Source organism: Streptomyces sp. NPDC127097 (genome assembly GCF_042724075.1).
Lineage (GTDB): Bacteria > Actinomycetota > Actinomycetes > Streptomycetales > Streptomycetaceae > Streptomyces.
Genome location: NZ_JBHXFI010000001.1, coordinates 25,014 through 46,305, shown reverse-complemented (window position 1 = coordinate 46,305; position 21,292 = coordinate 25,014). Strand labels below are relative to the sequence as shown.

Annotated in this window: 15 protein-coding genes; 7 read left to right on the top strand and 8 right to left on the bottom strand. The window is 72.5% G+C overall.

The window, feature by feature from the left end; translation table 11 throughout:
• Positions 1-81: 81 nt before the first annotated feature.
• Entirely contained in the window at positions 82-1,359 is a 1,278-nt protein-coding gene (locus ACFWJW_RS00170) for a hypothetical protein (protein WP_387232566.1), read from the bottom strand.
• Positions 1,360-2,484: 1,125 nt separating this feature from the next.
• On the opposite strand from ACFWJW_RS00170, the gene ACFWJW_RS00165 reads away from it, so the two are divergent.
• Positions 2,485-3,243, top strand: a complete 759-nt coding sequence (locus ACFWJW_RS00165; RefSeq protein WP_387232563.1) for a hypothetical protein — start codon at positions 2,485-2,487, stop codon at positions 3,241-3,243.
• Between the two features lie 131 nt (positions 3,244-3,374).
• Here ACFWJW_RS00165 and ACFWJW_RS00160 read toward each other — a convergent pair whose 3' ends face one another.
• Positions 3,375-4,265: a class II aldolase/adducin family protein gene (locus ACFWJW_RS00160; protein ID WP_387232560.1), complete on the bottom strand. Its 891-nt coding sequence runs from the start codon at positions 4,263-4,265 to the stop codon at positions 3,375-3,377.
• 38 nt (positions 4,266-4,303) lie between these two features.
• On the opposite strand from ACFWJW_RS00160, the gene ACFWJW_RS00155 reads away from it, so the two are divergent.
• Positions 4,304-4,828 (top strand): SRPBCC family protein, encoded by a 525-nt coding sequence (locus tag ACFWJW_RS00155; protein WP_387232557.1) that lies wholly within the window; start codon positions 4,304-4,306, stop codon positions 4,826-4,828.
• A gap of 168 nt (positions 4,829-4,996) precedes the next feature.
• Here the strand turns inward: ACFWJW_RS00155 and guaA are convergent, their stop codons facing one another.
• Positions 4,997-6,583, bottom strand: coding sequence for a glutamine-hydrolyzing GMP synthase (gene guaA / locus ACFWJW_RS00150; protein WP_387232554.1), 1,587 nt, complete (start codon positions 6,581-6,583; stop codon positions 4,997-4,999).
• 250 nt (positions 6,584-6,833) lie between these two features.
• Here guaA and ACFWJW_RS00145 point away from each other — a divergent pair, with 250 nt between their 5' ends.
• Both ACFWJW_RS00145 and ACFWJW_RS00140 read left to right on the top strand, forming a co-directional pair.
• Positions 6,834-7,127, top strand: coding sequence for a chorismate mutase (locus ACFWJW_RS00145; protein WP_387232551.1), 294 nt, complete (start codon positions 6,834-6,836; stop codon positions 7,125-7,127).
• 885 nt (positions 7,128-8,012) lie between these two features.
• A complete protein-coding gene (locus ACFWJW_RS00140) occupies positions 8,013-9,104 on the top strand; it encodes an LPXTG cell wall anchor domain-containing protein (RefSeq protein ID WP_387232548.1) in 1,092 nt (363 codons plus the stop codon).
• Positions 9,105-9,177: 73 nt separating this feature from the next.
• Here the strand turns inward: ACFWJW_RS00140 and ACFWJW_RS00135 are convergent, their stop codons facing one another.
• The 3 genes from ACFWJW_RS00135 to ACFWJW_RS00125 form a co-directional block, all read right to left on the bottom strand.
• A complete protein-coding gene (locus tag ACFWJW_RS00135; RefSeq protein ID WP_387232545.1) occupies positions 9,178-11,046 on the bottom strand; it encodes a GMC oxidoreductase in 1,869 nt (622 codons plus the stop codon).
• A 204-nt stretch (positions 11,047-11,250) separates the two neighbouring features.
• Entirely contained in the window at positions 11,251-12,948 is a 1,698-nt protein-coding gene (locus tag ACFWJW_RS00130) for a succinic semialdehyde dehydrogenase (RefSeq protein WP_387232543.1), read from the bottom strand.
• A gap of 130 nt (positions 12,949-13,078) precedes the next feature.
• On the bottom strand, positions 13,079-15,007 hold the full coding sequence (locus tag ACFWJW_RS00125) for a serine/threonine-protein kinase (protein ID WP_387232541.1): 1,929 nt from the start codon (positions 15,005-15,007) through the stop codon (positions 13,079-13,081).
• 428 nt (positions 15,008-15,435) lie between these two features.
• Between ACFWJW_RS00125 and ACFWJW_RS00120 the strand changes: the two genes are divergently transcribed.
• A complete protein-coding gene (locus ACFWJW_RS00120; protein ID WP_387232538.1) occupies positions 15,436-16,458 on the top strand; it encodes a hypothetical protein in 1,023 nt (340 codons plus the stop codon).
• 140 nt (positions 16,459-16,598) lie between these two features.
• On the opposite strand, the gene ACFWJW_RS00115 is transcribed toward ACFWJW_RS00120, so the two are convergent.
• Positions 16,599-18,074, bottom strand: coding sequence for an MDR family MFS transporter (locus tag ACFWJW_RS00115; protein ID WP_387232535.1), 1,476 nt, complete (start codon positions 18,072-18,074; stop codon positions 16,599-16,601).
• A 598-nt stretch (positions 18,075-18,672) separates the two neighbouring features.
• On the opposite strand from ACFWJW_RS00115, the gene ACFWJW_RS00110 reads away from it, so the two are divergent.
• Entirely contained in the window at positions 18,673-19,335 is a 663-nt protein-coding gene (locus ACFWJW_RS00110; RefSeq protein WP_168480985.1) for a response regulator transcription factor, read from the top strand.
• On the top strand, positions 19,329-20,618 hold the full coding sequence (locus tag ACFWJW_RS00105; protein ID WP_387232531.1) for a sensor histidine kinase: 1,290 nt from the start codon (positions 19,329-19,331) through the stop codon (positions 20,616-20,618). Before ACFWJW_RS00110 ends, ACFWJW_RS00105 begins: the two co-directional genes overlap by 7 nt.
• Before the next feature lie 48 nt (positions 20,619-20,666).
• Here the strand turns inward: ACFWJW_RS00105 and ACFWJW_RS00100 are convergent, their stop codons facing one another.
• On the bottom strand, positions 20,667-21,041 hold the full coding sequence (locus tag ACFWJW_RS00100) for an STAS domain-containing protein (protein WP_387232528.1): 375 nt from the start codon (positions 21,039-21,041) through the stop codon (positions 20,667-20,669).
• Positions 21,042-21,292: the final 251 nt, after the last annotated feature.

Below are 21,292 nucleotides of genomic sequence, written 5' to 3'. Positions count from 1 at the left end.
CAACGGACCCAACGAACACTCCGGACCTGCCGGACCCACCAACCCCACCGACCCCGCCCACCAGAGACTGCAACGCAGCCCCTAATCCACGACGTCGATCACATACCCCTTCGTCTCCACGCCCGCCGCCGTGACCACCCGGACCTCCACCCGGCCGGGCTCGACGTCGACCGGTACCGGGACCGTCAGCACGCCGTCCGTCGGGTTGGTGAAGCCGCCGGCCACCGGGACCAGGGGGACGGGGACATGGACGTCTCCGATGCGTACGACGGTCCGGGCGAGCCGGTCGGGCGTCCCGGCGCCCGGTGGGACGAAGCCGGCGCCGCGGATCTCGATGTCGTCGCCGGTACGGACCGGGGCGGCGAGATCGCCCAGCTCACGGGAGCGGACGACGGAGAGGATCACCGGTCGCCCGCCCGCCACCGCCTTCCCCCACAGATAGGTCGCCCCGGAGAGCGCGAGGAGCACCACCAAACCCCAGGGGAGCTGCGGCAATTGCTCCGGGCGGCCGGCCAGCCGTACCAGCGCGCACCCCAGCACGGCCGCGTTCACCAGGACGTACTGCACGTCCAGGAGGCTGCCCCGGCCCGCGTCGTCCGTCAGCAGATCGGCGGCCCGCGGCCGCTCCGCGGGCACCTTCTGAAGCCGGCCCGACCGCACCCGCGAGGCCACCAGCCCGTAGGCCAGCACGGCCACCGCGCACCCGAGGGCGAGCGCCACCAGCAGCGCGCCGGACCGTGCGAGCGCCACGCCCTGGAGCAGCGTCCGCCGCTCGTCCGGGCCCGCGGCCGTCACCTGCTGCACGGCCACCGTGAGGACGGCGTACAGCACCGCGACCGCCCAGCCCGCCGCCACCGTCCGTGAGGTGGACAGCCGCCCGTCCTCGCCGATCAGCGGCGCCAGCGCCCCGCCGTGCGCCCGGTGCCACCAGGCTGCCGCGGTCAGCCCCAGCGCCAGTACGACGGCCGCGGCCAGCCCCGCCGTACGGGCCGCCGTCCAGCCGGTGCCGAGGGCGGACAGTGCCTGGCCGACCAGCAGCGCCACCGCCGCGCTCCAGACGGCGAGCAGGGTGCGCCACCGTACGGCCGCCAGCCAGGCGGTCCTTCCGGCGGCGCGCCGCCGGGCGACCTCCCGTGCGGACAGCGTCAGTTCGTCGGAGACCCACTGCCGGGCGGCACCGGCGGAACGCGCGAGTCCGGCCGGCACCCCGCGCCCGGCGGCGAAGTCCTCGCGGAGCGCGACAAACGCGGCAACCGCCTGCCGGTGCCCCTCTCGGGCGCCGTGCGGGCACCGTCCGCACCGGCACTCGCCCCCGGTGGCACGCTCCGCGCCCTCCCCCGGCTCGCCCGTTCCGGCCATCCTGCCCGCCGCATCCACCGACACGTCCGCTACCGCCCGCCACCGATGATCATCAACTTGAGTTCTCCGAAGGCGAATTGTGCCGCACCTCGCCGGAGGCCCCTCAAACGTCCAGTTGGTGGCGGGTGACGGGCGCAGCGCTGTGTTGACGCCGGGCCGCAAACGGGCTCCGCCCCCGGCACCCACCGCCCGCACAGCGGCGCCCGGCACCCCCACACCGGCATCTGCGCAACCGCATCTGCGCACCGGCAGCACACGCGCCCCCGCACACAGGGAAATCGGCGCCCCCGTACACCTGACCGGCGCACCGGCCGGGTAACCAGGACACATCCCCTATTCGGGCGAACCGAGCCATCGCGAAGGCTGAGCGATGGGCGCGCTGCGCAAGCTCTCGCCGTGCGTCAAATAAACGGATTTCACGGATCGCACAGCCGCGATGACCTGGACGGACCGAACGCCCCGCGACGACCGAACGCACCCCGACGGCTGAACGCGCCGCGACGGCCGGACGGACCGTGCCCCGGCGGCCCCGGGCTGCGGGCCGCCGCCGCGTTCCTTCTACTGGCCGGGATCGCCGCGCTGCTCGTCGTCGCGCCCACTGCCACCGCCCGTGACCGGCCCAACCGCCCGGCCACCGGCGACAATTGCGCCTACGCCGGAACGGCGCCGCCGGTGGACGTACCGACCGATTTCCCCATGCCGCGCGGCTGGCACTTCCCCTGTAGCCGGACCAAGCCGCCGCCCCCCTCCCACCGGCCGGCACCGCGCCCCCACGTCCCCAAGCCCGCGCCCCCACCGCCCCGTGTCCGTACACCCCGGCCGGCACCGCCCCCGCCGCCACCGCCACCGCCACCCACTCCCCGCGCCCGTCCCACGGCGCCGCCGCCCCCACCGAAGCCGAAGCCGAAGCCGAAGCCCCCGCCCGTCGTCCGCCGCCCGGCGTCACCGCCGCCCGTCCTGCCCCGCAGCTACGCACGGCCGTCCCACCGGCCGCGCGACGGGCGCTCCATGGTGACCACGACCCTGCTGCTCACCGCCCCGGCCGTGCTGGCCGGCGCCGCCCTCCGTCCCCGTTCGAGCTCCTCGTCCGGTTCCGCCGGGCGCCGTTCCTCGTAGGAGGTCTCCATGTCGCAATGGCTGGTGCTGACCCTCGCCATGGCCGCTGCCTGCGGCGTCGTCCTGACCATCACGGTGCTCAAGGAACGCCGGATCGCCGAGGACGACGACCCGTCCGAAACACCCGATGTGATCGAGTATCTGACGATGATGGTGGGGGTGGTGTACGCGATCGTGCTGGGGCTGGCGATCGCCGGTGTCTGGGAGGCCCGCAGCGCGGCCGAGGACACCGTACGGACCGAGGCGCAGGCCCTGCACGAGGTCAGCGCGCGGGCCCGGGCCTACCCCGCGCCGGTGCGGGACCGTATCCGTGCGGATGTTGATGCGTATGTGAGCCATGTGGTGCACAAGGAGTGGCCGGTGATGGCCGAGCAGGGGGAGCTGACCGGGCGCGGTACCGAGCTGCTGACGAAGGTCCGGGCGGACGTCACCGACTACCGGCCGCGCAATGACTTCGAGGGGCAGTCCTACCAGCCCCTCGTCGACCAGGTCGCGGTGGCCGACGGGGCCCGCACCGCCCGTGCGAACGCGGCCGAGTCGACGCTGCCGGGGGTGGTGTGGTTCGGGCTGATCATCGGGGGTGCCATCTCGATCGGTGTCATGTTCACCCTGCAAATCCGCCGCTCGGGGCGGGAGTTGCTGATGGCGGGCCTGTTCAGCGCGCTGATCGCCTTCCTGCTGTTCCTCGTCTGGGACTTCGACGCCCCATTCAGCCGCGGCATCTCGGCGACGGCCTCACCGTTCGTCGACCTGTTCCCGCACCCATGAGGCGGTGCGCCCTGCGGGACCTCCGTACGACCCGCAGGGCACCCACAGGGGCACCCGCCCGGCCCGCCCGGCGTCCGGCTCACTCGCCCACCCGGCCACCGGCACCCCAGCCCCCGGCTATCCAGGACCGCCTAGTCGAAGAGGTCCGGCTCGGTGCGCACGATCTGCTGGTAGAGCGGCTGGTAGTTGATCCAGGCGACCAGGTCGTTGCCCAGCTGTTCGCGCGTGTGGACGGCGTTGTGGTGATCGATCAGCACCGGCTTGCCGGCGGCCTTGGCGGTCAGCTGGACCTGGCAGGAGCGCTCCATCGTGAGGAACCACCACGCCGCCGCGTCCACCGAGTCGCCGACCGTCAGCAGCCCGTGGTTGCGCAGGATCACCGCCTTGTGGGGCCCGAGTGCGGCCGCGATCCGCCGTCCTTCCTCCTCGTCGACCACCACGCCCGTGTAGTCGTCGAAGAGCGCATGGTCCTCATAGAACGCGCAGACGTCCTGGGTGATCGGCTCCAGCAGCTCGCCCAGCGAGGACAGCGCCCGGCCGTAGGTGGAGTGGCTGTGCGCCGCCGCGATGACATCGGGGCGGGCCTGGTGGACCTGGGAATGGATGGCGAACGCCGCCTGGTTGACGTGGTAGCGGCCGTTGACGACCTTTCCCTCCGCGTTCACCATGATCAGATCGCTGACCCTGAGGTGCCGGAAGGACATCCCGAAGGGGTTCACCCAGAAGCAGTGCGGGAATTCCGGGTCGCGCACGGTGATATGGCCCGCGACGCCCTCCTCGAACCCATGGCTTCCGAAGAGACGCAGCGCCGCGACCAGGCGCTCCTTGCGGTAGCGCCGCTCACCCTCGACGGTCGCATGCGTCGGCGGCATCGCGAAGTGCAGCTGATCGGTGGGTATGGGCGTCGGCTCGGGCATCGCGGCCCTCCTCTGGCACGTACGGCGTGATGCTCGATGCGGAAGGTACCTTCCGCTACCGCAGGTAAACAGGGCCGCGACCGGCGCACTTCCCCCTGCCTGCATGATGAGGGCACCAGGAACGGCAGCAGAGGGGGCACACCATGAGGGCCATATCGGTCAGCAGGGACATCGTCGCCACACCGCGGGAGCTCTTCGACGTCCTCCGGGACCCGGCCCGGCACGCCGAGTTGGACGGCTCGGGAATGCTGCGCGGCCACCCGCAGGGGCCGTCGCCGCTGGGGCCCGGCGACCGCTTCAGCATGGGGATGGCACAGGCCCGGATCGCGTACCGGTCGGTGAATGTCGTGGTGGAGTACGAGAAGGACCGGCTGATCGCCTGGGAGACCTGGGGCGAGTTCCGCGGCCGGCGGCTGGTCGGCGGGCAGCGCTGGCGCTACGAGCTGACGCCCGCGAACGGCACGGACGGCACGAACGGTACGGGCGGCACGGGCGGAACAGACGGCGCCGGGACGGGGGGCGGGGGCACCACCCGGGTCACCCACACCTTCGACTGGTCGCGCGCCCGGTTCCCCCGTCTCGTCGTCGAACTCCCCGGCTACCCACGACGGATGGGCCCGGCGATGGCCACGACACTGGAGCGGCTGGCCGCGACCGTACGGGACTGAGGACGCGGCCCCTCGCGCCCCCGCCGCACCACCGTCCCCACCGCCCCGGGCGCCCCCGGGCGCCAACCCGAGGCCGCCCCGCCAACGACAACGCCGCCGCTCAGCCGGAAGGCCGAGCGGCGGCGTCATCAAGCGACCGGCGGGATCACCCCGGCCCCATGGGCGGGATCACTCCCACTCGATGGTGCCCGGGGGCTTGCTGGTGACATCGAGGACGACGCGGTTGACCTCGGCGACCTCGTTGGTGATGCGGGTGGAGATGCGGGCCAGGACCTCGTACGGCATCCGCGTCCAGTCCGCGGTCATGGCGTCCTCGGAGGACACCGGGCGCAGCACGATCGGGTGGCCGTACGTCCGGCCGTCGCCCTGGACGCCGACCGAGCGGACATCGGCGAGCAGGACCACCGGGCACTGCCAGATCTCGCGGTCCAGACCGGCCGCGGTCAGCTCCTCGCGGGCGATGGCGTCGGCCTCGCGCAGCAGGTCGAGGCGCTCCTTGGTGACCTCGCCGACGATGCGGATGCCCAGGCCGGGGCCGGGGAACGGCTGGCGCTGGACGATCGCGTCCGGCAGGCCGAGCTCGGTGCCGACCATCCGGACCTCGTCCTTGAACAGCTGGCGCAGCGGCTCGACGAGCTGGAACTCGATGTCGTCGGGGAGCCCGCCGACGTTGTGGTGCGACTTGATGTTGGCGGTGCCCGTGCCGCCGCCGGACTCGACGATGTCCGGGTAGAGCGTGCCCTGGACCAGGAAGGCGACTTCCTCGCCCTCGGCGCCGGCCTCGGCGACCAGCTCGGCCTGGGCCTGCTCGAAGACCCGGATGAACTCCCGGCCGATGATCTTCCGCTTCTGCTCGGGGTCGCTGACCCCGGCCAGCGCGGTCAGGAAGCGCTCCTCGGCGTCGACGACCTTCAGCTGGACGCCGGTGGCGGCCACGAAGTCCTTCTCGACCTGCTCGGACTCGCCCTTGCGCTGGAGGCCGTGGTCGACGTAGACGCAGGTCAGCTGGTCGCCGATGGCCTTCTGCACGATCGCGGCGGCCACCGAGGAGTCCACCCCGCCGGACAGTGCGCAGATGGCGCGCTTGGTGCCGACCTGGGCGCGGATCGCGGCGACCTGCTCCTCGACCACGCTGGTGGTGGTCCAGTTCGGCTCGATGCCGGCGCCGCGGTAGAGGAAGTGCTCCAGGACCTGCTGGCCGTGCGTGGAGTGCATGACCTCGGGGTGGTACTGGACGCCGTAGAGCTTCTTCTCGTCGTTCTCGAAGGCGGCGACCGGGACCACGTCGGTGGACGCGGTGACCGTGAAGCCCTCGGGGGCGGCGGAGCAGGCGTCGCCGTGGGACATCCACACCGACTGCTCGGCGGGGGTGCCCTCGAAGAGGGTGGAGCCGGGGCGGGAGACGGTCAGCGGGGTACGGCCGTACTCACGGGCGCCGGTGTTGTCGACGGTGCCACCGAGGGTGGTGGCCATGAGCTGGAAGCCGTAGCACATGCCGAAGACCGGGACACCGGCCTCGAACAGCGAGCGGTCGAGGCTGGGGGCGTCTTCGGCGTAGACCGACGAGGGACCGCCGGAGAGGATGATCGCCTTCGGGTTCTTGGCGAGCATCTCCGCCACCGGCATGGTGGACGGCACGATCTCGCTGTAGACCCGGGCCTCTCGGACCCGGCGGGCGATGAGCTGGGCGTACTGTGCGCCGAAGTCGACTACGAGGACGACGTCCGGGGCAGCGGCAGGGGGCGCTGATGGCACTTCGGCGGCCTTCCGGCGGTGTGGAGCAGGGGTTGGACTTTCGATTCTAACGGGCTCATACTGAGCCCCATGAACAAGCAGCTGACCTTCGTCTTTACCTATGGCACCGGCCCAACCGGCTGCCATGGTCGTGCTGCTTGATCCACTGACGAGCAACTTCCCAGGCGCCCCGGGCCGACAAGGTCCGGGGCGTCTGCGTCTGTCCGGACCACTCTCGGCTCCGGGGCCACTCACCCCAGGAGATACGGACATGAGCACCTCCACCGGCACCGCCCCCGACACCGGCGCCCGCTCCCCCGAGGCCGCCGGGATCATCACCGACGCCCGGCAGCGGATCGACGATCTCGACGGCCGGATCATCGGCCTCGTCCAGGAACGGATGGCCGTCTCGGCCGTCATCCAGCACGAGCGCGTCACCTCCGGCGGACGGCGGGTGAACCTCGCCCGCGAGATGGAGATCCTCGGCCACTACCGCGACCAGCTCGGCAAGCCGGGCACCGCGCTGGCGATGACCCTGCTGGAGCTGTCCCGGGGCCAGATCTGAGGCGGCACGGGGTCAGCGGCGTGGCCAGTTTTGGCTGGTGTGCGGTCGGTTTTGCGGCCGGTCAGGCGCGTGAAGGAACGCACGCGCCCCGGCGCAGCTGCCGGATCTGAGTTCGGTTGCCGACTCACCCGTACGGCGCGTGACCGGCCGCTGCGAGGCTTCGTTGATCCCGGTGCCACGCCAGCCAGGCGCGGCCCGCACGACTACGCGTAGACGCCGCCCCACGGGCGGAAACCCGGAGCGATGAGACGCCGGCCGCCAGCCGCGGCCCGCGTCGTGGGACCTCGCTCCGTGCCGTGGCCGGTCAGCAGGGGACAGCAGCCCGGTCACATCCGATGGGGTGGTCGGTCCTGGGGACGCCCGGGACCGACCGCATCCGGTCGAAACGGTTGCGCCAGGTGAGGCGTATCCAGGACGATGCTTGACGAACGACGCACCGCGTCCGGTAGGGACTGTGCACTGCTATTGGTCCGACCTTCGCGGACTCCGCACCATCGCGCACCACCCCGAAAGCCAGCGGCGCTACCCCCCCAGCGCCGCCCCTCGGTGCCGGCGCTGCCCTGACGCCGGCACCGAAAGCAAAGGGCCCCGTGGCCGTCCGCAACCCCCCTCGCGGACGGTGTCCGGGGCCCTTCGCCGTGCCCGGGGTGCGCCCGGCGCACGCCCCTCGGCCGGCGGCTGCTGTGCACTGTCTTTGAGAAGCCTGTGAGGCTGCTGTGGCGGGTGTGATCGGCGTCACGACGGCGTTTCTGGTTGAGAGGACAACCTTTTTCGGCCATGGCCGGTCATGTACCTGCAATCGCACGGCCATCCCGCGCCCCACCGCGACGGCCCGCAACCCACTTGTGCCGGAATTCGGCACTTTGGACCCGAGAGGTCTTCTCGATGAAGCTTCGCCGTGCCCTGACGGCTGCCGCCGCGACGGCCGTCATAGCCCCCGCCGCCCTGCTGGCGGCCCCCGCCGCGTACGCGACCGGCCCCGAGACCGAGTCCACCGCGAGCGCCGAGCCCACCCCGGGCACCCCTGGCTCGGAGCAGACCGACGCGCCCACCACGCAGCCGGAGACCCCGGCCGCCGGTGACGAGAACGCGACGGACGACACCACGCCGGGTGACACCACCCCGGGCGACGGCACCAAGCCCGGCGAGGAGACCGGGGGCGGTGACGGCACCGCGCCGACCACCCCGGCCACCCCCGGCGGCGACACCAAGCCGGGTGACTCGCCCAAGCCCTCCACCTCGGCCAAGCCCACCGAGCCGGGCGAGCCCGGTGACGAGGACGAGTGCACGGTCGATGACGCCGCCATCAAGGTGACCGTCGCCAACCTGCCCTCCAAGCTCGTCGCGGGCGGCGGCTGGAAGGGCTTCAGCGTGCAGCTGGCCAACACCACGGACCGGACGCTGGACGAGGTCTACCCGGTCATCTACGCGGTGCCGACCGGCGACATCGACCACCCCAAGTCGCAGCTCGACCTGGAGTACCAGAACCCGGACACCGGCAAGTGGACCTCGTTCGACGAGTGGACCGACGGGGAGTACTTCGGCTGGTTCCAGCTCGACGCGCACCAGACCGCCGAGCTGAAGATGCGGATCCGTGCCGACAAGGGCGCCACGCCCGGTGACGGCTTCGCGCTGGTGGCGGGCGACTACCAGAACCAGGACGGCTCCTGCGGCTGGTCCGAGGAGCAGTGGTACGACTTCACCATCCTGTCGGCCGGCAGCAACCCGGGCGAGATCCCGCCGGCCAAGCCCGGTAAGCCCGGCAACAAGCCCGGTACGCAGGGCGGCGGGAAGCCGGTCAACACCGGTAAGCCGAAGGACGGCATGGACAAGCTGCCGGTGACCGGCAACCTGGCCGAGACCGGTGCCTCCTCCGCGCTGCCGACCCTCGGCCTCGTGGGCGGGGTCGCCATGGTCGTGGGCGCGGGCGCGATCTTCGTCGTCCGCCGCCGTAAGACGGACGGCGCCGCCGCCTAACGGCAGACGCAGAAGCGGAGGGCCGCACCCGGTTCGGGGTGCGGCCCTCCGTCGTACGTGCGCAGGAGACGCGCTAGGAGAGCGACTTCTTCGGCGGGACCGGCGGGACGGCCAGGAAGGGCAGGTTCAGTGCGCCGAACGCCTTCTTGGGGACGGCGGGGCGGACCGGCTCGACCGGTGCCAGCCGGCGGTAGGCCCGGCCCGGGGCGGGGCGCGGATCGGCCTCCCCCTTGTTGGGCCACAGCGACATCGCGCGCTCGGCCTGCGCGGTGATGGTCAGGGACGGGTTGACGCCCAGGTTGGCGGAGACCGCGGCACCGTCGACGACGGAGATGCCCGGGTGGCCGTAGAGGCGGTGGTACGGGTCGATGACGCCGTGGTCGGCGTCGGCGCCGATCGGGCAGCCGCCCAGGAAGTGCGCGGTCAGCGGCGTCCCCATCAGCTCGCCGACATTGCTGCCCGCGAAACCGTTGATCTCCTGGGCGAGCAGGGTGGCCGCCTGGGTGGCCTCGGGGATCTGCTCGGGATTCGGTGCGCCATGGCCCTGGCGGGCGGTGAGCAGGCCCTTGCCGAGGCCGTCCGGCTTGCGGTAGGTCGTCAGGGAGTTGTCCAGCGACTGCATCACCAGGCCGATGATGGTGCGCTCCGACCAGCGGCGGTTGGAGAGCGACCGGAGCAGCAGCAGCGGATGCCGCAGACAGTTCGCGGCCCACCGGCCGGCGCGGGAGCCGCGGCCGTCGACGGGCACCTGGAGGATGGACATCGCGCCCATCGCGTTCGAGCCCTTGCCGTAGCGGACCGGCTCGATATGGGTGTGCGCGTCGGGGTGGATGGACGAGGTGATCGCGACCCCGCGGGTGAAGTCGGCCTTGGTGCCGTGCCGCTTGCGGTAGCGGCGGTTGTCGGTCTGCGCGCCCACCAGCGCCTCGGAGTTGGTCCGGGTCAGCTCGCCCAGCCGGCCGGAGATGCCGGGCAGCAGCCCGCTGTCCTTCATCTTGTGCAGCAGGGTCTGGGTGCCGTACGTGCCGGCGGCGAGGACGACCCGGCGGGCGGTGAAGGTGCGGCCCCGGCCCTTGCGCTTGTTGTCGGTGGGGAGGGTGGCGACGGCGAAACCGCCGCGGGAGTCCTCGGTGACGGTGACGACCGAGGTCATCGGGTGGATGACGGCGCCGGCCCGCTCGGCGAGGTGGAGGTAGTTCTCGTTGAGGGTGTTCTTGGCGCCGTGCCGGCATCCGGTCATGCACTCGCCGCACTCCGTACAGGCCCTGCGGGACGGGCCCTGGCCGCCGAAGTAGGGGTCCGGGACCTCCGCGCCCGGTGCCGCCTTCGAGGTCCCGTTCGCGTCCTCGCCGTCCCCGAAGAAGACGCCCACCGGCGCGAGATGGAAGGAGTCACCGACGCCCATCTTGTCCGCGGCCTCCTTGAGGTGCACGTCGGAGGGCGTCATCGTCGGGTTGAGGCGGACCCCCAGCATCCGCTTGGCCTGGTCGTAGTAGGGAGCCAACTCCTCCTGCCAGTCGGTGATATCGCCCCACTGCCGGTCCTCGAAGAACGGCTTCGGGGGGACGTAGAGGGTGTTGGCGTAGTTGAGCGAGCCGCCGCCGACGCCCGCGCCGGCCAGCACCATGACATTGCCGAGCAGATGCACCCGCTGGATGCCGTAGCAGCCGAGCGCCGGCGCCCACAGATAGTTGCGGATGTCCCAGGAGTTCTTCGGCAGGGTCTGCCGGGTGAAGCGGCGGCCGGCTTCGAGGACGCCGACGCGATAGCCCTTCTCGGTCAGCCGCAGTGCGGAGACCGAGCCGCCGAAGCCGGAGCCGACGACGAGCACGTCGTAGTCGTAGCCGTCATTGCCGTCTTGGCCGTCGCGGTCGTGGCCGTCGTCCTCGGCGTCCCGGGCGCCGTTCCGGTCCTGGTTCCGGGCAGAGTTCTCCTGGGGCACTGGCTCTCCCTGCTGTGTTGCGTCGGGCCTAGGGCCTGTCTTCAAAGTCCCGCCTGCCTCGCGACGCCTGGCACGCACGCTCGCCGCGTTGTCGGGATCATCCCGGTACACCCAGTACCGGGACGACCCTCCGCCTTGCGATCGCACGCACCAGACGCCGCGAGCCCGCCCTACGGGCGAACGACGGGACTTTGAAGACAGGCCCTAGCGGAGCCGGAACGCCTTCATCGCGCGCAGGCTGTGGCTCATGAACTGTGCGTACTTCTCGTCGGTCATGCCGAAGGACGGGGCGAGCGGCATCAGCCGCTGCTGGGCGACGGTCTGTGCCTCGGTGTACTTGAGGATGCCCTCGGAGCCGTGCCGGCGGCCCAGCCCCGAGTCGCCCATGCCGCCCATCGGCGCCTGCACACTGCCGTAGCCGGCGGCGTAGGACTCATTGACGTTGACGGTGCCGGTCCGCAGGCGGGCGGCGACCGCGCGGCCGCGGCGGCCGTCCTTGGTCCAGACGCTGGAATTCAGCCCGTACGGGGTGGCGTTGGCCAGCGCCACCGCCTCGTCCTCGTCACGGAAGCGGTAGATCGAGACGACCGGGCCGAAGGTCTCCTCGCCGCAGACCGCCATCGGGGCCTCGACGCCGTCGAGGATGGTCGGCTCGTAGAAGAGCGGGCCGATGTCGGGGCGCGGGCGGCCGCCGGCGACCAGCGTGGCGCCCTTGGCGACGGCCTCCTCGACATGGCGGGTGACGGTCTCCAGCTGGCGCTCGCCGACCAGGGAGCCCATGTCGGCGCCGTAGGCCAGGGCGTTGCCCAGCCGCATCGCCTTCGTCCGGGCGGCGAACCGCTGGAGGAAGTCGTCGGCGATGGACTCGTGGACGTAGAGCCGCTCGATGGAGATGCACAGCTGGCCGGCGGAGGAGAAGCAGCCGCGGACGGCGCCGGCGGCGGCCTTCTCCACGTCGGCGTCCCTGAGCACCAACATGGCGTTCTTGCCGCCGAGTTCGAGGGAGACACCGACCAGCCGGGCGGCGGCACCCTGGGCGACCTCGCGGCCCGTACGGGTCGAGCCGGTGAAGGAGACGTAGTCGGCGTGTGCGACGACGGCGGGGCCGACGACCGGGCCCTCGCCGATCACGACCTGCCAGACGTCCTCCGGCAGCCCCGCCTCGATCAGCTGCTCACGGGCCCACAGCGCGGTCAGCGCGGTCTCCGTGTCGGGCTTCATGACGACGGCGTTGCCCGCGACGAAGGCCGGCAGGGCGTCGCCGACGGACAGCTCGAAGGGGTAGTTCCAGGGGGCTATCTGCCCGACGACGCCCCGGGGCTGGCGGAGTTCGGTGACCTTGGTGAGGGTCGGGACGACGCCGGTACGGGCCTTGGGCTTGAGGTAGGCGTGGGCCTTGCGGCCGTAGTGGCGGGCGGTGACGGCGACCGCCTGGAGCTCCTCATGGGCGTGCAGCCGCGCCTTGCCGGTCTCCAGCTGGATCAGGTCGAGCACCTCGGCCTGGCGGCGCAGCACCAGGTCGTGGAAGCGCAGCAGGACCGCGGCGCGCTGCTTGACGGGGACCTTGGCCCAGCGCTCCTGGGCGGCGCGGGCCCGCTCGAAGGCGGTGGCGACGTCCTCGGGGGTGGACTCCGGCAGGTCGGCCAGCTTCTCCCCGGTGAAGGGCGTGTGGTTGGCGGTACGGCCACTGCCCACCACCCCGCGGGTCAGCCGGGCGGCGATCTCGGGGGTGACCACCTCCGCCGCGGTGCGGGCGGCCGCGGGGGCGGGGGCGACCGGGTTGCCCGCGGCGGGGGCCCCGTCGGGCGCGGTGGCCACGGGGGCCGCGGGGGCGTCCGTGGGGGCCTCGGCGGGGGCCTCCGCGGCGGAGGCAGCTGTTCCGGTGTCCTGCGAGTCCGTCATGCGGGCGAGCGTATTCCTCCCCCGGCGCTTTGTGTACCCGGCAGTAACGAGTTTTCCCGCGGCACCCACAATCGTGCCAGTGTCCGCTGGCCGCAAGGGCGCTGGTCTGGGACGACCGGAAGGCCCGCGCTCACGTCCCGGACAGCCGGAAGGCGTCGACCGCGGTGTCGAAGTGCCGCTTGGCCTCGGATTGCGAGGCGAGCGGGGAGGAGATCCACACATCGATCATCCGGCCGCCCTCGTCCCAGCTGAGGTCGTAGGTGTACCGCGCGCCGCCGTCCTGGGCACTGCCGTCCCAGACGAACTCCCAGAGCCCGGCCTGGAGCCCGTTGTGGGTGGTCTCGGTGACCTGCCCCTGGCGGTAACCGCGGTAATCGGCGGGGCCCTTGGCGTGCGCCGCGCGCATCGCGCCCAGTGGCCCCTCCGGCACCGGCCGCTGAAGCTGGACGCCGATCCGGAACCGCTTGCCCTGGGAGTAGTAGTAGACCCGGTCGTTCTCGTAGGACCGGGTGAAGCCCTCGGGGACGGCGAGCGCGAACCCGGCCGGGTCGCGGACGAGGCGGTAGCCGGCCGGGACCTTGCCGGCGCCGCCGGAGGCCGGTGGCGCGGTGACGGTGGGTTCCGCCGTGCCGGAGTCGCCGCCCTTCGAGGGGCTGGTGTCCGATGCCTGCTGGGACCGGCTGGGCCGGCCGCCGGCGCCGGTGCCGCCCTCGGCTCCGCCCTGGTTCATCAGCAGGACGGCGATGCCCGCACCGGCGCCGCCGATCACCACCGCCGCGAGCGCGACCAGCAGGGCGGTGCGGGCGCGGCCGGTGTGCGGGCGGGCGGCCGCGGCCAGTGCCCGGTCGTCGAGCGCGTCCCGGATCGGCAGGCCCGGGGTGCGGCCGCCCGTACGACCACCGGGTCTTCCGGCGCCCCCGGGTGCAGCGGCCGGTCCGGGGGGCGGCGTGCCCGCGACCGGCGGGTCCTCGCTGGACGGGTGCTCGCCGGGCGGGGGTTCACCGGGCAGGCCGCCGCCGGGGACGTCGTACAGGGGGGCGTGGACGTCGGGCCCGTGGTACCGCGGGGTGTCCGGGCCCCCGGGGAGCGGCCCGCCCGCCACGGCCTCGGCCGCGAGGCCCGCGGCACCGGCGCCGTGACCGCCGTGATCTCCATGGGCGCCGTGGCCGCCGTGGCCGCGACCGGACCCGTGCCCCAGCGGCCCGCCCGGCCCGCGTTCCGGGGCGCGGCCCGACTGGAGATAGCCGCGCAGCAGCCGCTCCGTCTCGGCGACGCCCAGCCGCCGCTCCGGCTCCCGTTCCAGCAGCCCGTCGACGACGGCGTGCAACGGGCGGGCGGATTCCGGGAGTTCGATCTCGTCGTAGACGACCGCGTGCAGCACCCCGCCCAACGAGTCGCGGTGGAACGGCGAGGCGCCGCTGAGCGCCGCGCACAGCAGCACCCCGAGCGACCAGAGGTCGGCCTCGGGGCCGGTGCCGCGCCCGGCCATCCGCTCCGGCGCGGTGTACTCGGGCGAGCCGACGAAGCCGCCGGCGTCGGTCAGCGTCGTGACGCCGGGCACCTGGGCGATACCGAAGTCGGTGAGCACGACCCGGCCGGTGCCCGACTCCATCAGGACGTTGGCGGGCTTGATGTCGCGGTGCAGTACCCCGCGGGTGTGCGCGGCGCGCAGCGCGCCCAGCAGCGCGACGCCGATCCGGGCCGCCTCGCGCGGTGCGACCGGTCCGCCGCTCTGGAGCCGGTCGGCCAGCGACGGGCCCTCCACCAGCTCCATCACGATCCACGGCCGGCCGTCCTGCTCGACGACGTCATGCACGACGATCACATTGGGATGCTTGATCCGCGCGACGGTCCGCGCCTCCCGCATCGCCCGCTCGCGCTGCACCCGCGCCTCGGGCTCGGCCGTTCCCTCGTCCAAGTGCAGTTCTTTCACCGCGACTTGACGTCCCAGCACTTCGTCGGTGGCTCGCCAGACCGTTCCCATTCCGCCGCGGCCCAGCCGTATTCCCAGGCGGTACCGGCCACCGATCAGTCGGCCCTCGCCCCCGAAGATCCCCATGGCTCCATCTTGCCGCACGGCCGCCCTTCCGGCAGGGGCGGCACCCCTCGTCCGGCCATGGTCCCGCACACCCTGCCGCTGACCTGGTGCGCTGTGATCCACTGCCCTCATGGAGGCAGTTGTGGCAAGCGTCGTGGCCGTCCCGGGCACCCTGCGGGGTTCCGGAATCGCCCCAAGAGGCCCTGTTCCGGGGGCAGATGGTGACCGATGACCCGGAGATACCCGTCCACAGGGAGCAGGTTTCCCTGGCGGCCACGGCCCGTCATGTGCGCTGATCAACCGGGCGGGAGCCGGACGACACGGGGTGGAACCTCCACCGGCTCTCCCGCCGTCCTTGACACAGTGAGGCTGTTGTACGGGAACTGCCGGTACGGCGGCCACGAGAGGCGGATCGGGGGTCGGTCATGGTGACGCAGGACGGTGGAACGGTGGATGTCCGTCCGGGCCCCGACCCGCGCCGGGCCGCCCCGGAGCACAGCGGCGCCTATCTCGCGACCGGGCTGTGCCTGACGCTGTACGCCGGAGTGCTGGCCGCCTGGACGGTCTTCGGCATCACCCAAGGGGACGGCAGCACCTGGGACTTCGTCGAGGGCCTGTTCAACCCGGGCGCCTCCCCCACGACCCAGATCCTCGGCCCGTACGAATGGGCCTTCACCGTCGCGTTCCTGGTGATCGCCGGACTGATGCTGGCCCAGCGGCGGGTGGCGCGCTCCGCGGCGCTGCTGTCCGGTTTCGTACTGCTCGCCCTCTCGCTGCGCGAGGGCGTGGGCCTGCTCCATGCCGCCTACCGCCACCAGTACACCAACGACCCGCTGGGCAGCTGGGCGCTCGCCACCCGCGGGCTGGGGGTGGTGGTGGCGCTGGTCGTGCTGTGCTCGATGTTCCCGGCCGCCGAGCGCCGGCAGGACGCCCGGCCGCCCGCGGCCGGCGCGCCCGGTCCCGAGGCCCAGTGGCGCCGTCTGTCCCGGATCTGCGGGGTGCTGTTCCTGGTCATGGCGCTGGCCGAACTCGGCTGGGCGGTCCGCGACATGACCGCCGGCGGGACGGACACCGGCCGCTATCTGCGCGGGGTGGTCGACGGTTCGGTGCTCGGCGCCCTCGATCTCGCCGCGTCCGCCGAGTTCACCACCGTCGGCTCGGTCCTCGTCCTGCTGATCCTCGGGGTGCTGGCCCTCCGGGGGCGCCGGGAAGTCCGGGGCGCGCTCCTGGTGTTCGCGGCGCTGGAGCTGTACATGACCGTGCGGACGGTGGTGTGGCTGACCGTCTCCGACTTCTTCAACCGCTCCTTCGAGACCACCGAGGGCGCCCTCTCGATGGCCACCACGGCCTACGGCCTGGCCGCCATGACCTCGGTCGTCGTCCTGGCCACCGGCCGCGGCTCCGGCCCGTACGACGCCGTCCGCCCGGAGGGGATCCGGGCGGCGGCGGTGGGACGGGAGGGGTGGCTGTGAGGGTCGCACGGGCCGGAGGGGCGCCCGCGCCGTGAGGTACGTACGGGCGGACGGGCCGCCCGCGCTGCGGTGGGCGGAGCCCGGGGGCTGAGCTCCGCCCTGTGGCGTGCGCAGCCCAGGGGCTGAGCTCCGCCCGGCCCTCATGACCCGACTGGCTGCTCCGCGGCGCTGTCGTGGTCCTGGGCGTCGTCGGCGGCGGCGACCCGGCGCGGCAGTTTCGCGGCCACGACGATCGTCACCACCGTGAGGGCGGCGGCGACGCCGAAGGCCAGCTTCATCCCGCTCAGTGCCGCGGGCGCGGCGGCGACGCCCTCGTCGGCCAGCTGACCGCTGCGCGCGGACATCACGGTCACCACCAGCGCGGTCCCGAACGCCGCGGCGACCTGCTGCAACGTCCCGAGCATCGAGCTGCCGTGCGAGTACAGATGCGGGGGAAGCGCGCCCATGCCCAGCGTGAAGACAGGCGTGAACGTCGCCGCCAGGCTCACCATCAGCAGCGTGTGCAGTCCCAGCACCTGCCAGTACGGCATCGTCATCGAGACCTGGGTGAAGCCGCCGAGGGCGAGCACCATCCCGATCGAGCCGGGCAGCACCAGCGGCCGGCTGCCGAACCGGTCGAACAGCTTGCCCACGGTCGGTCCGAGCAGTCCCATGGCCAGACCGCCCGGCATGACCAGCAGGCCGGTCTCCAGCGGGCTGAGTCCGCGCATGTTCTGGAGGTACAGCGGCAGCAGGATCATCGACCCGAGCATCGCCAGGAAGCCGACGGAGATGAGGGCCAGGGAAAGGCCGTAGGTGCGGTGCTTGAGGGTGCGCAGGTCCATCAGCGGCGTGCCGGTGCGCTGGAGCTTGAGCTGGCGGACCACGAAGACCGCGATGGCCGCGACCCCGGCGACGACGATCCCGATGCCGAGCCCGACCCGGTCACCGGATTCACCGAGGAGGCTCAGCCCGTACACCAGGCCGCCGAAGCCGAGCGTCGCCACGGAGACGCTGAGCCAGTCGATGGAGCTCACCTGCGGCTCGCCGATGTTGTCCATCTTGCGCAGCCCGAACAGGGTCACCAGACCCGCGATCGGCACGACGACCACGAACAGCATGCGCCAGGAGCCGGCCTGGAGGACCAGCCCGGACACGGCGGGTCCGAGCGCGGGCGCCACCGAGATCGCCAGGGTGACGTTGCCCATCACCCGGCCGCGGTCGTGCTCGGGCACCACGATCATCAACGTGGTCATCAGCAGGGGCATCATCACGGCGGTGCCGGCGGCCTGCACGATCCGGCCCAGCAGCAGCACCTCGAAGGAGGGCGCGACGGCGGACAGCACCGTCCCCGCGAGGAACACGCCCATCGCGATCGCGTACGCCTGGCGGGTGGTGACCCGCTGAAGGAACCAGCCGGTGACCGGAATGACCGCGGCCATGGTCAGCATGAACGCGGTGGAGACCCACTGCGCCGACTGCTCGGTGATGTGCAACGAATCCATCAGCCGCGGGATGGCGTTGACCAGAATCGTCTCGTTGAGGATCACCACGAACGTGGCGAGCACCAGCAGCCGCACCACGGTCGGGATGCGGCCCGCCTTTGCGGCTGGTCGTTCTTGGATTGCAGCAGTCACGGCAGCACCTCGCTGGGGTTCCTGGTCACAGTCGCCTCGCAGCCAGGGGCTGTCGGCACGAACACGGTCGGTGGATTCTCGGTAGAGACCGATGGGCAGGGCAGAACTCATCGGCCGGCCCGAGTCTTCCGCACCCTCGCGCCGAATTCATCCGATTTTATGCCTGCCCGCGAGGGCATCCGCCGACGCCGCCATGACCGGCGGCCCACGTTTCGGCGACGCTCGCCACCACGCCGGGAACCTGCTCCACCAGCGGCTTCGAGGGGGTGTCAGGCCACGCTCCGGCGGTGCGGGGGAGATCCCCCTCCGAACCGCCCCCGCACGCCAAAGGCGGCCGCCGCGTGTGGGGGTCGCGGCGGCCGCCGATGTGAACTGCACCGCGTCCTGGGCTCGGGGCCTCTTCAGTGGTGCAGCATGAGAACCACTCTGCCCGCGGGGGACCCCCCGCGGCATCCTCCAGAGGTCGCGGGCTCACCCCCGCCGCTCGGCGGGGGTGCGGGTCCGTCGCAGGGCGGGCCCGGGTGACAGGGGAACGGAATCGCGCAGCGCCGGGCGGTTCCGCGGATGCGGGTGGGTGCGGAGGAGAAAGGGGCGGCCGGTGATCCGTGTCGCTGTGGTGGACGACGAGCGGCTGGTCAGATCGGGACTGCGGATGATTCTGGGGACCGCCCCGGACATCGAGATGGTCGCGGACTGCGGTGGCGCCGAGGCCGTGGAGACCGTGCTGCGCTGTGCGGCCGATGTCGTGCTGCTGGACATCCGTATGCCGGACGTGGACGGACTGACCGTGCTGCGCGGGCTGCGCGCCGCCCCGGAGCCGCCCGCGGTGGCGATGCTGACCACCTTCGACGCCCAGGAGTATCTGACCGCGGCGCTGCGCGAGGGCGCGGCCGGGTTCCTGCTGAAGGACTCCGATCCGGAGCAACTCGTACGGGCCGTACGGACGCTGGCGGAGGGCGGGAGCGTGCTCGATCCGGGCGTCACACGGGCGGTGATCGGGGGCTATCTGACCGCCGAGGACCAGGCGTCGGCGGCGCGGGCGGTCAGCGGGCTGACGCCGCGGGAGTCGGAGGTGCTCGCCCTGCTCGGCGAGGGGCTGGCCAACGCCCAGATAGCCGGGCGGATGGGGCTCGCCCCCAGTACGGTCAAGGACCATGTGCGTGCCCTGCTGGGGAAGTTGGGCGGGATCAACCGCATCCAGGCGGCCATCGTCGCCGACCGCGCCGGACTGGTGACGGGCGATCCCCGGGGGGCATGGTGAGAGCCCGGGGCGGGCGGAGCCGGCTGCGGGCGCGCGCCGGGCGGGCGGTGGCCCGCGGGGAGGCGAAGGGGCGGGCGCTGGGGCGCGGGGCGCTGGGGCGGCGGCTGCGCGCCCTGGTTCCCGTAGTGGTCCCGGTGCTGCTGGCGATCGCCGACGCGATGCTGGTCAACGGCCTCGAACTCGACCTGGAGGTCGGTGTCTCGATGCTGGCCGCGGCGGCCCTGGTACTGCGCCGGCGCTTCCCGCTGCTGGTGTTCCTCTTCACCCTCCCCGGGCTCTACATCGGCTACATCTGGTTCGCGCCGATGATCGGGCTCTACACCCTGGCCGTCCGGCGGCCCGGCCGGGCGCGGCTCGGCATCTGTGCGGTGCTGCTGATCGCCGCGCACTTCTTCCCGTATCCGATCACCGACTTCGAGCTCACCGTCTACCGCGAGAACACCCTGGTGCTGATCGACGCCTGCGTCACCTCGGCCGCGCCGATCGCCCTGGGCCTGCTGGTGCGCACCCGCCAGGAGCTCGCCTCCCGCGTCGAGGACCTGACCCGCAGCCTGCGCCGGGAGGACCGGCTGCTCGCGGACCGGGTCAAGACCACCGAACGCGCCCGGCTGGCCCGTGAGATGCATGACGTGGTGGCCCATCAGGTCAGCCTGATCAGCCTCCAGGCGGGGGCGGTGCAGGTCAGCACGGAGGACCCGGCGGCGCGCGCGGGTGCCAGGACGATCCGGGAGCTGTCCGTGCGGACGCTGGAGGAGCTGCGGCACATGGTGGGCGTGCTGCGGGCGGACGGCGGTGAGACGGCGGAGGCGCACCGCCTGGCGCCGCAGCCGGACTTGACGGAGCTGCCGCGGCTGATCGAGATGAGCGCGCTGGATGTGACGTACGAGGGCGGGGTGGCGGCCGGGGCGAGCGGCACGAAGACGGTGGAGCGGGCGGCGTTCCGTACGGTCCAGGAGGCTCTCACCAACATCCGCAAGCACGCGCCGGGGGCACGGGTCCGGGTACGGGTGGATCCGGTGGACGCGGTGCGGGGCGAGGGTTCCGGAGGGGCCTCAGGGCGGGCCGAGGGGGCCGGGGAGAGCCGTGCGACGCACGGGCTGCGGGTGGAGATCCGCAACGGGCCGCCGGACGCGGCGGCGACGGTTCCCGCGCTTCCCGGGGGCGGGCACGGGCTGGTGGGGCTGCGCGAGCGCGCGCAGAGCCTGGGCGGGACGCTGGAGGCGCGTCACACCTCCGACGGCGGCTTCGTCGTACGGGCGGAGTTTCCGTACGGAGCGGGGTGAATCAGGCAGGGGCGGGCGTACGGGGGCAGAAGGTGCGTCCGTGCGCGGTCAGGCGGAGAGCGGTGCGGCGCCCTCGTCGACGGCGGTGAGCAGGTCCGGGTAGACCTCGAAGAGCCGGCGCACACCCAGGGCGGCCAGCACCCGGTTGACGTGCGAGCCGTCCACGGCGCCCTGCGCGGGGAGGATCAGCCGCAGCCGCCCCTGACAGGAGCGCATCAGACGGCGGGCGGCGATCAGCACACCGACCCCGCTGGAATCGCAGAACCGCACCTCGGAGAGGTCCAGTACGAGCGATCTCCGGCCGTCCGCCACCGCGTCGTGCACATGCTGGCGCACCGCAGGCGACGTGACCAGGTCCATCTCCCCCGACACCTGGAGTACGGCCCACGGGCCCTGTTCGTCCTCTGCCACCTTCAACGACACGCGCTCGAAGCCTTTCGCTCGCTTTCGGACCGGATGGGCCCGGCTGCATCCGGAACTCATCCTTCCCCGCCTCGACTGCCCGGCCTCTCTCCCCTGAAACTCTTCCGAATCCTTGGCGCAACAGGCAGTCGGCTTAAGGCTATGCCCCAGCGGCCACACCTTTTCGCCGACATCCGGTCACACACGGATAACACATCACCGTATGCGGACACGAACGATCGGCATCGATCGGCTCCGATCGGGCAGTATCG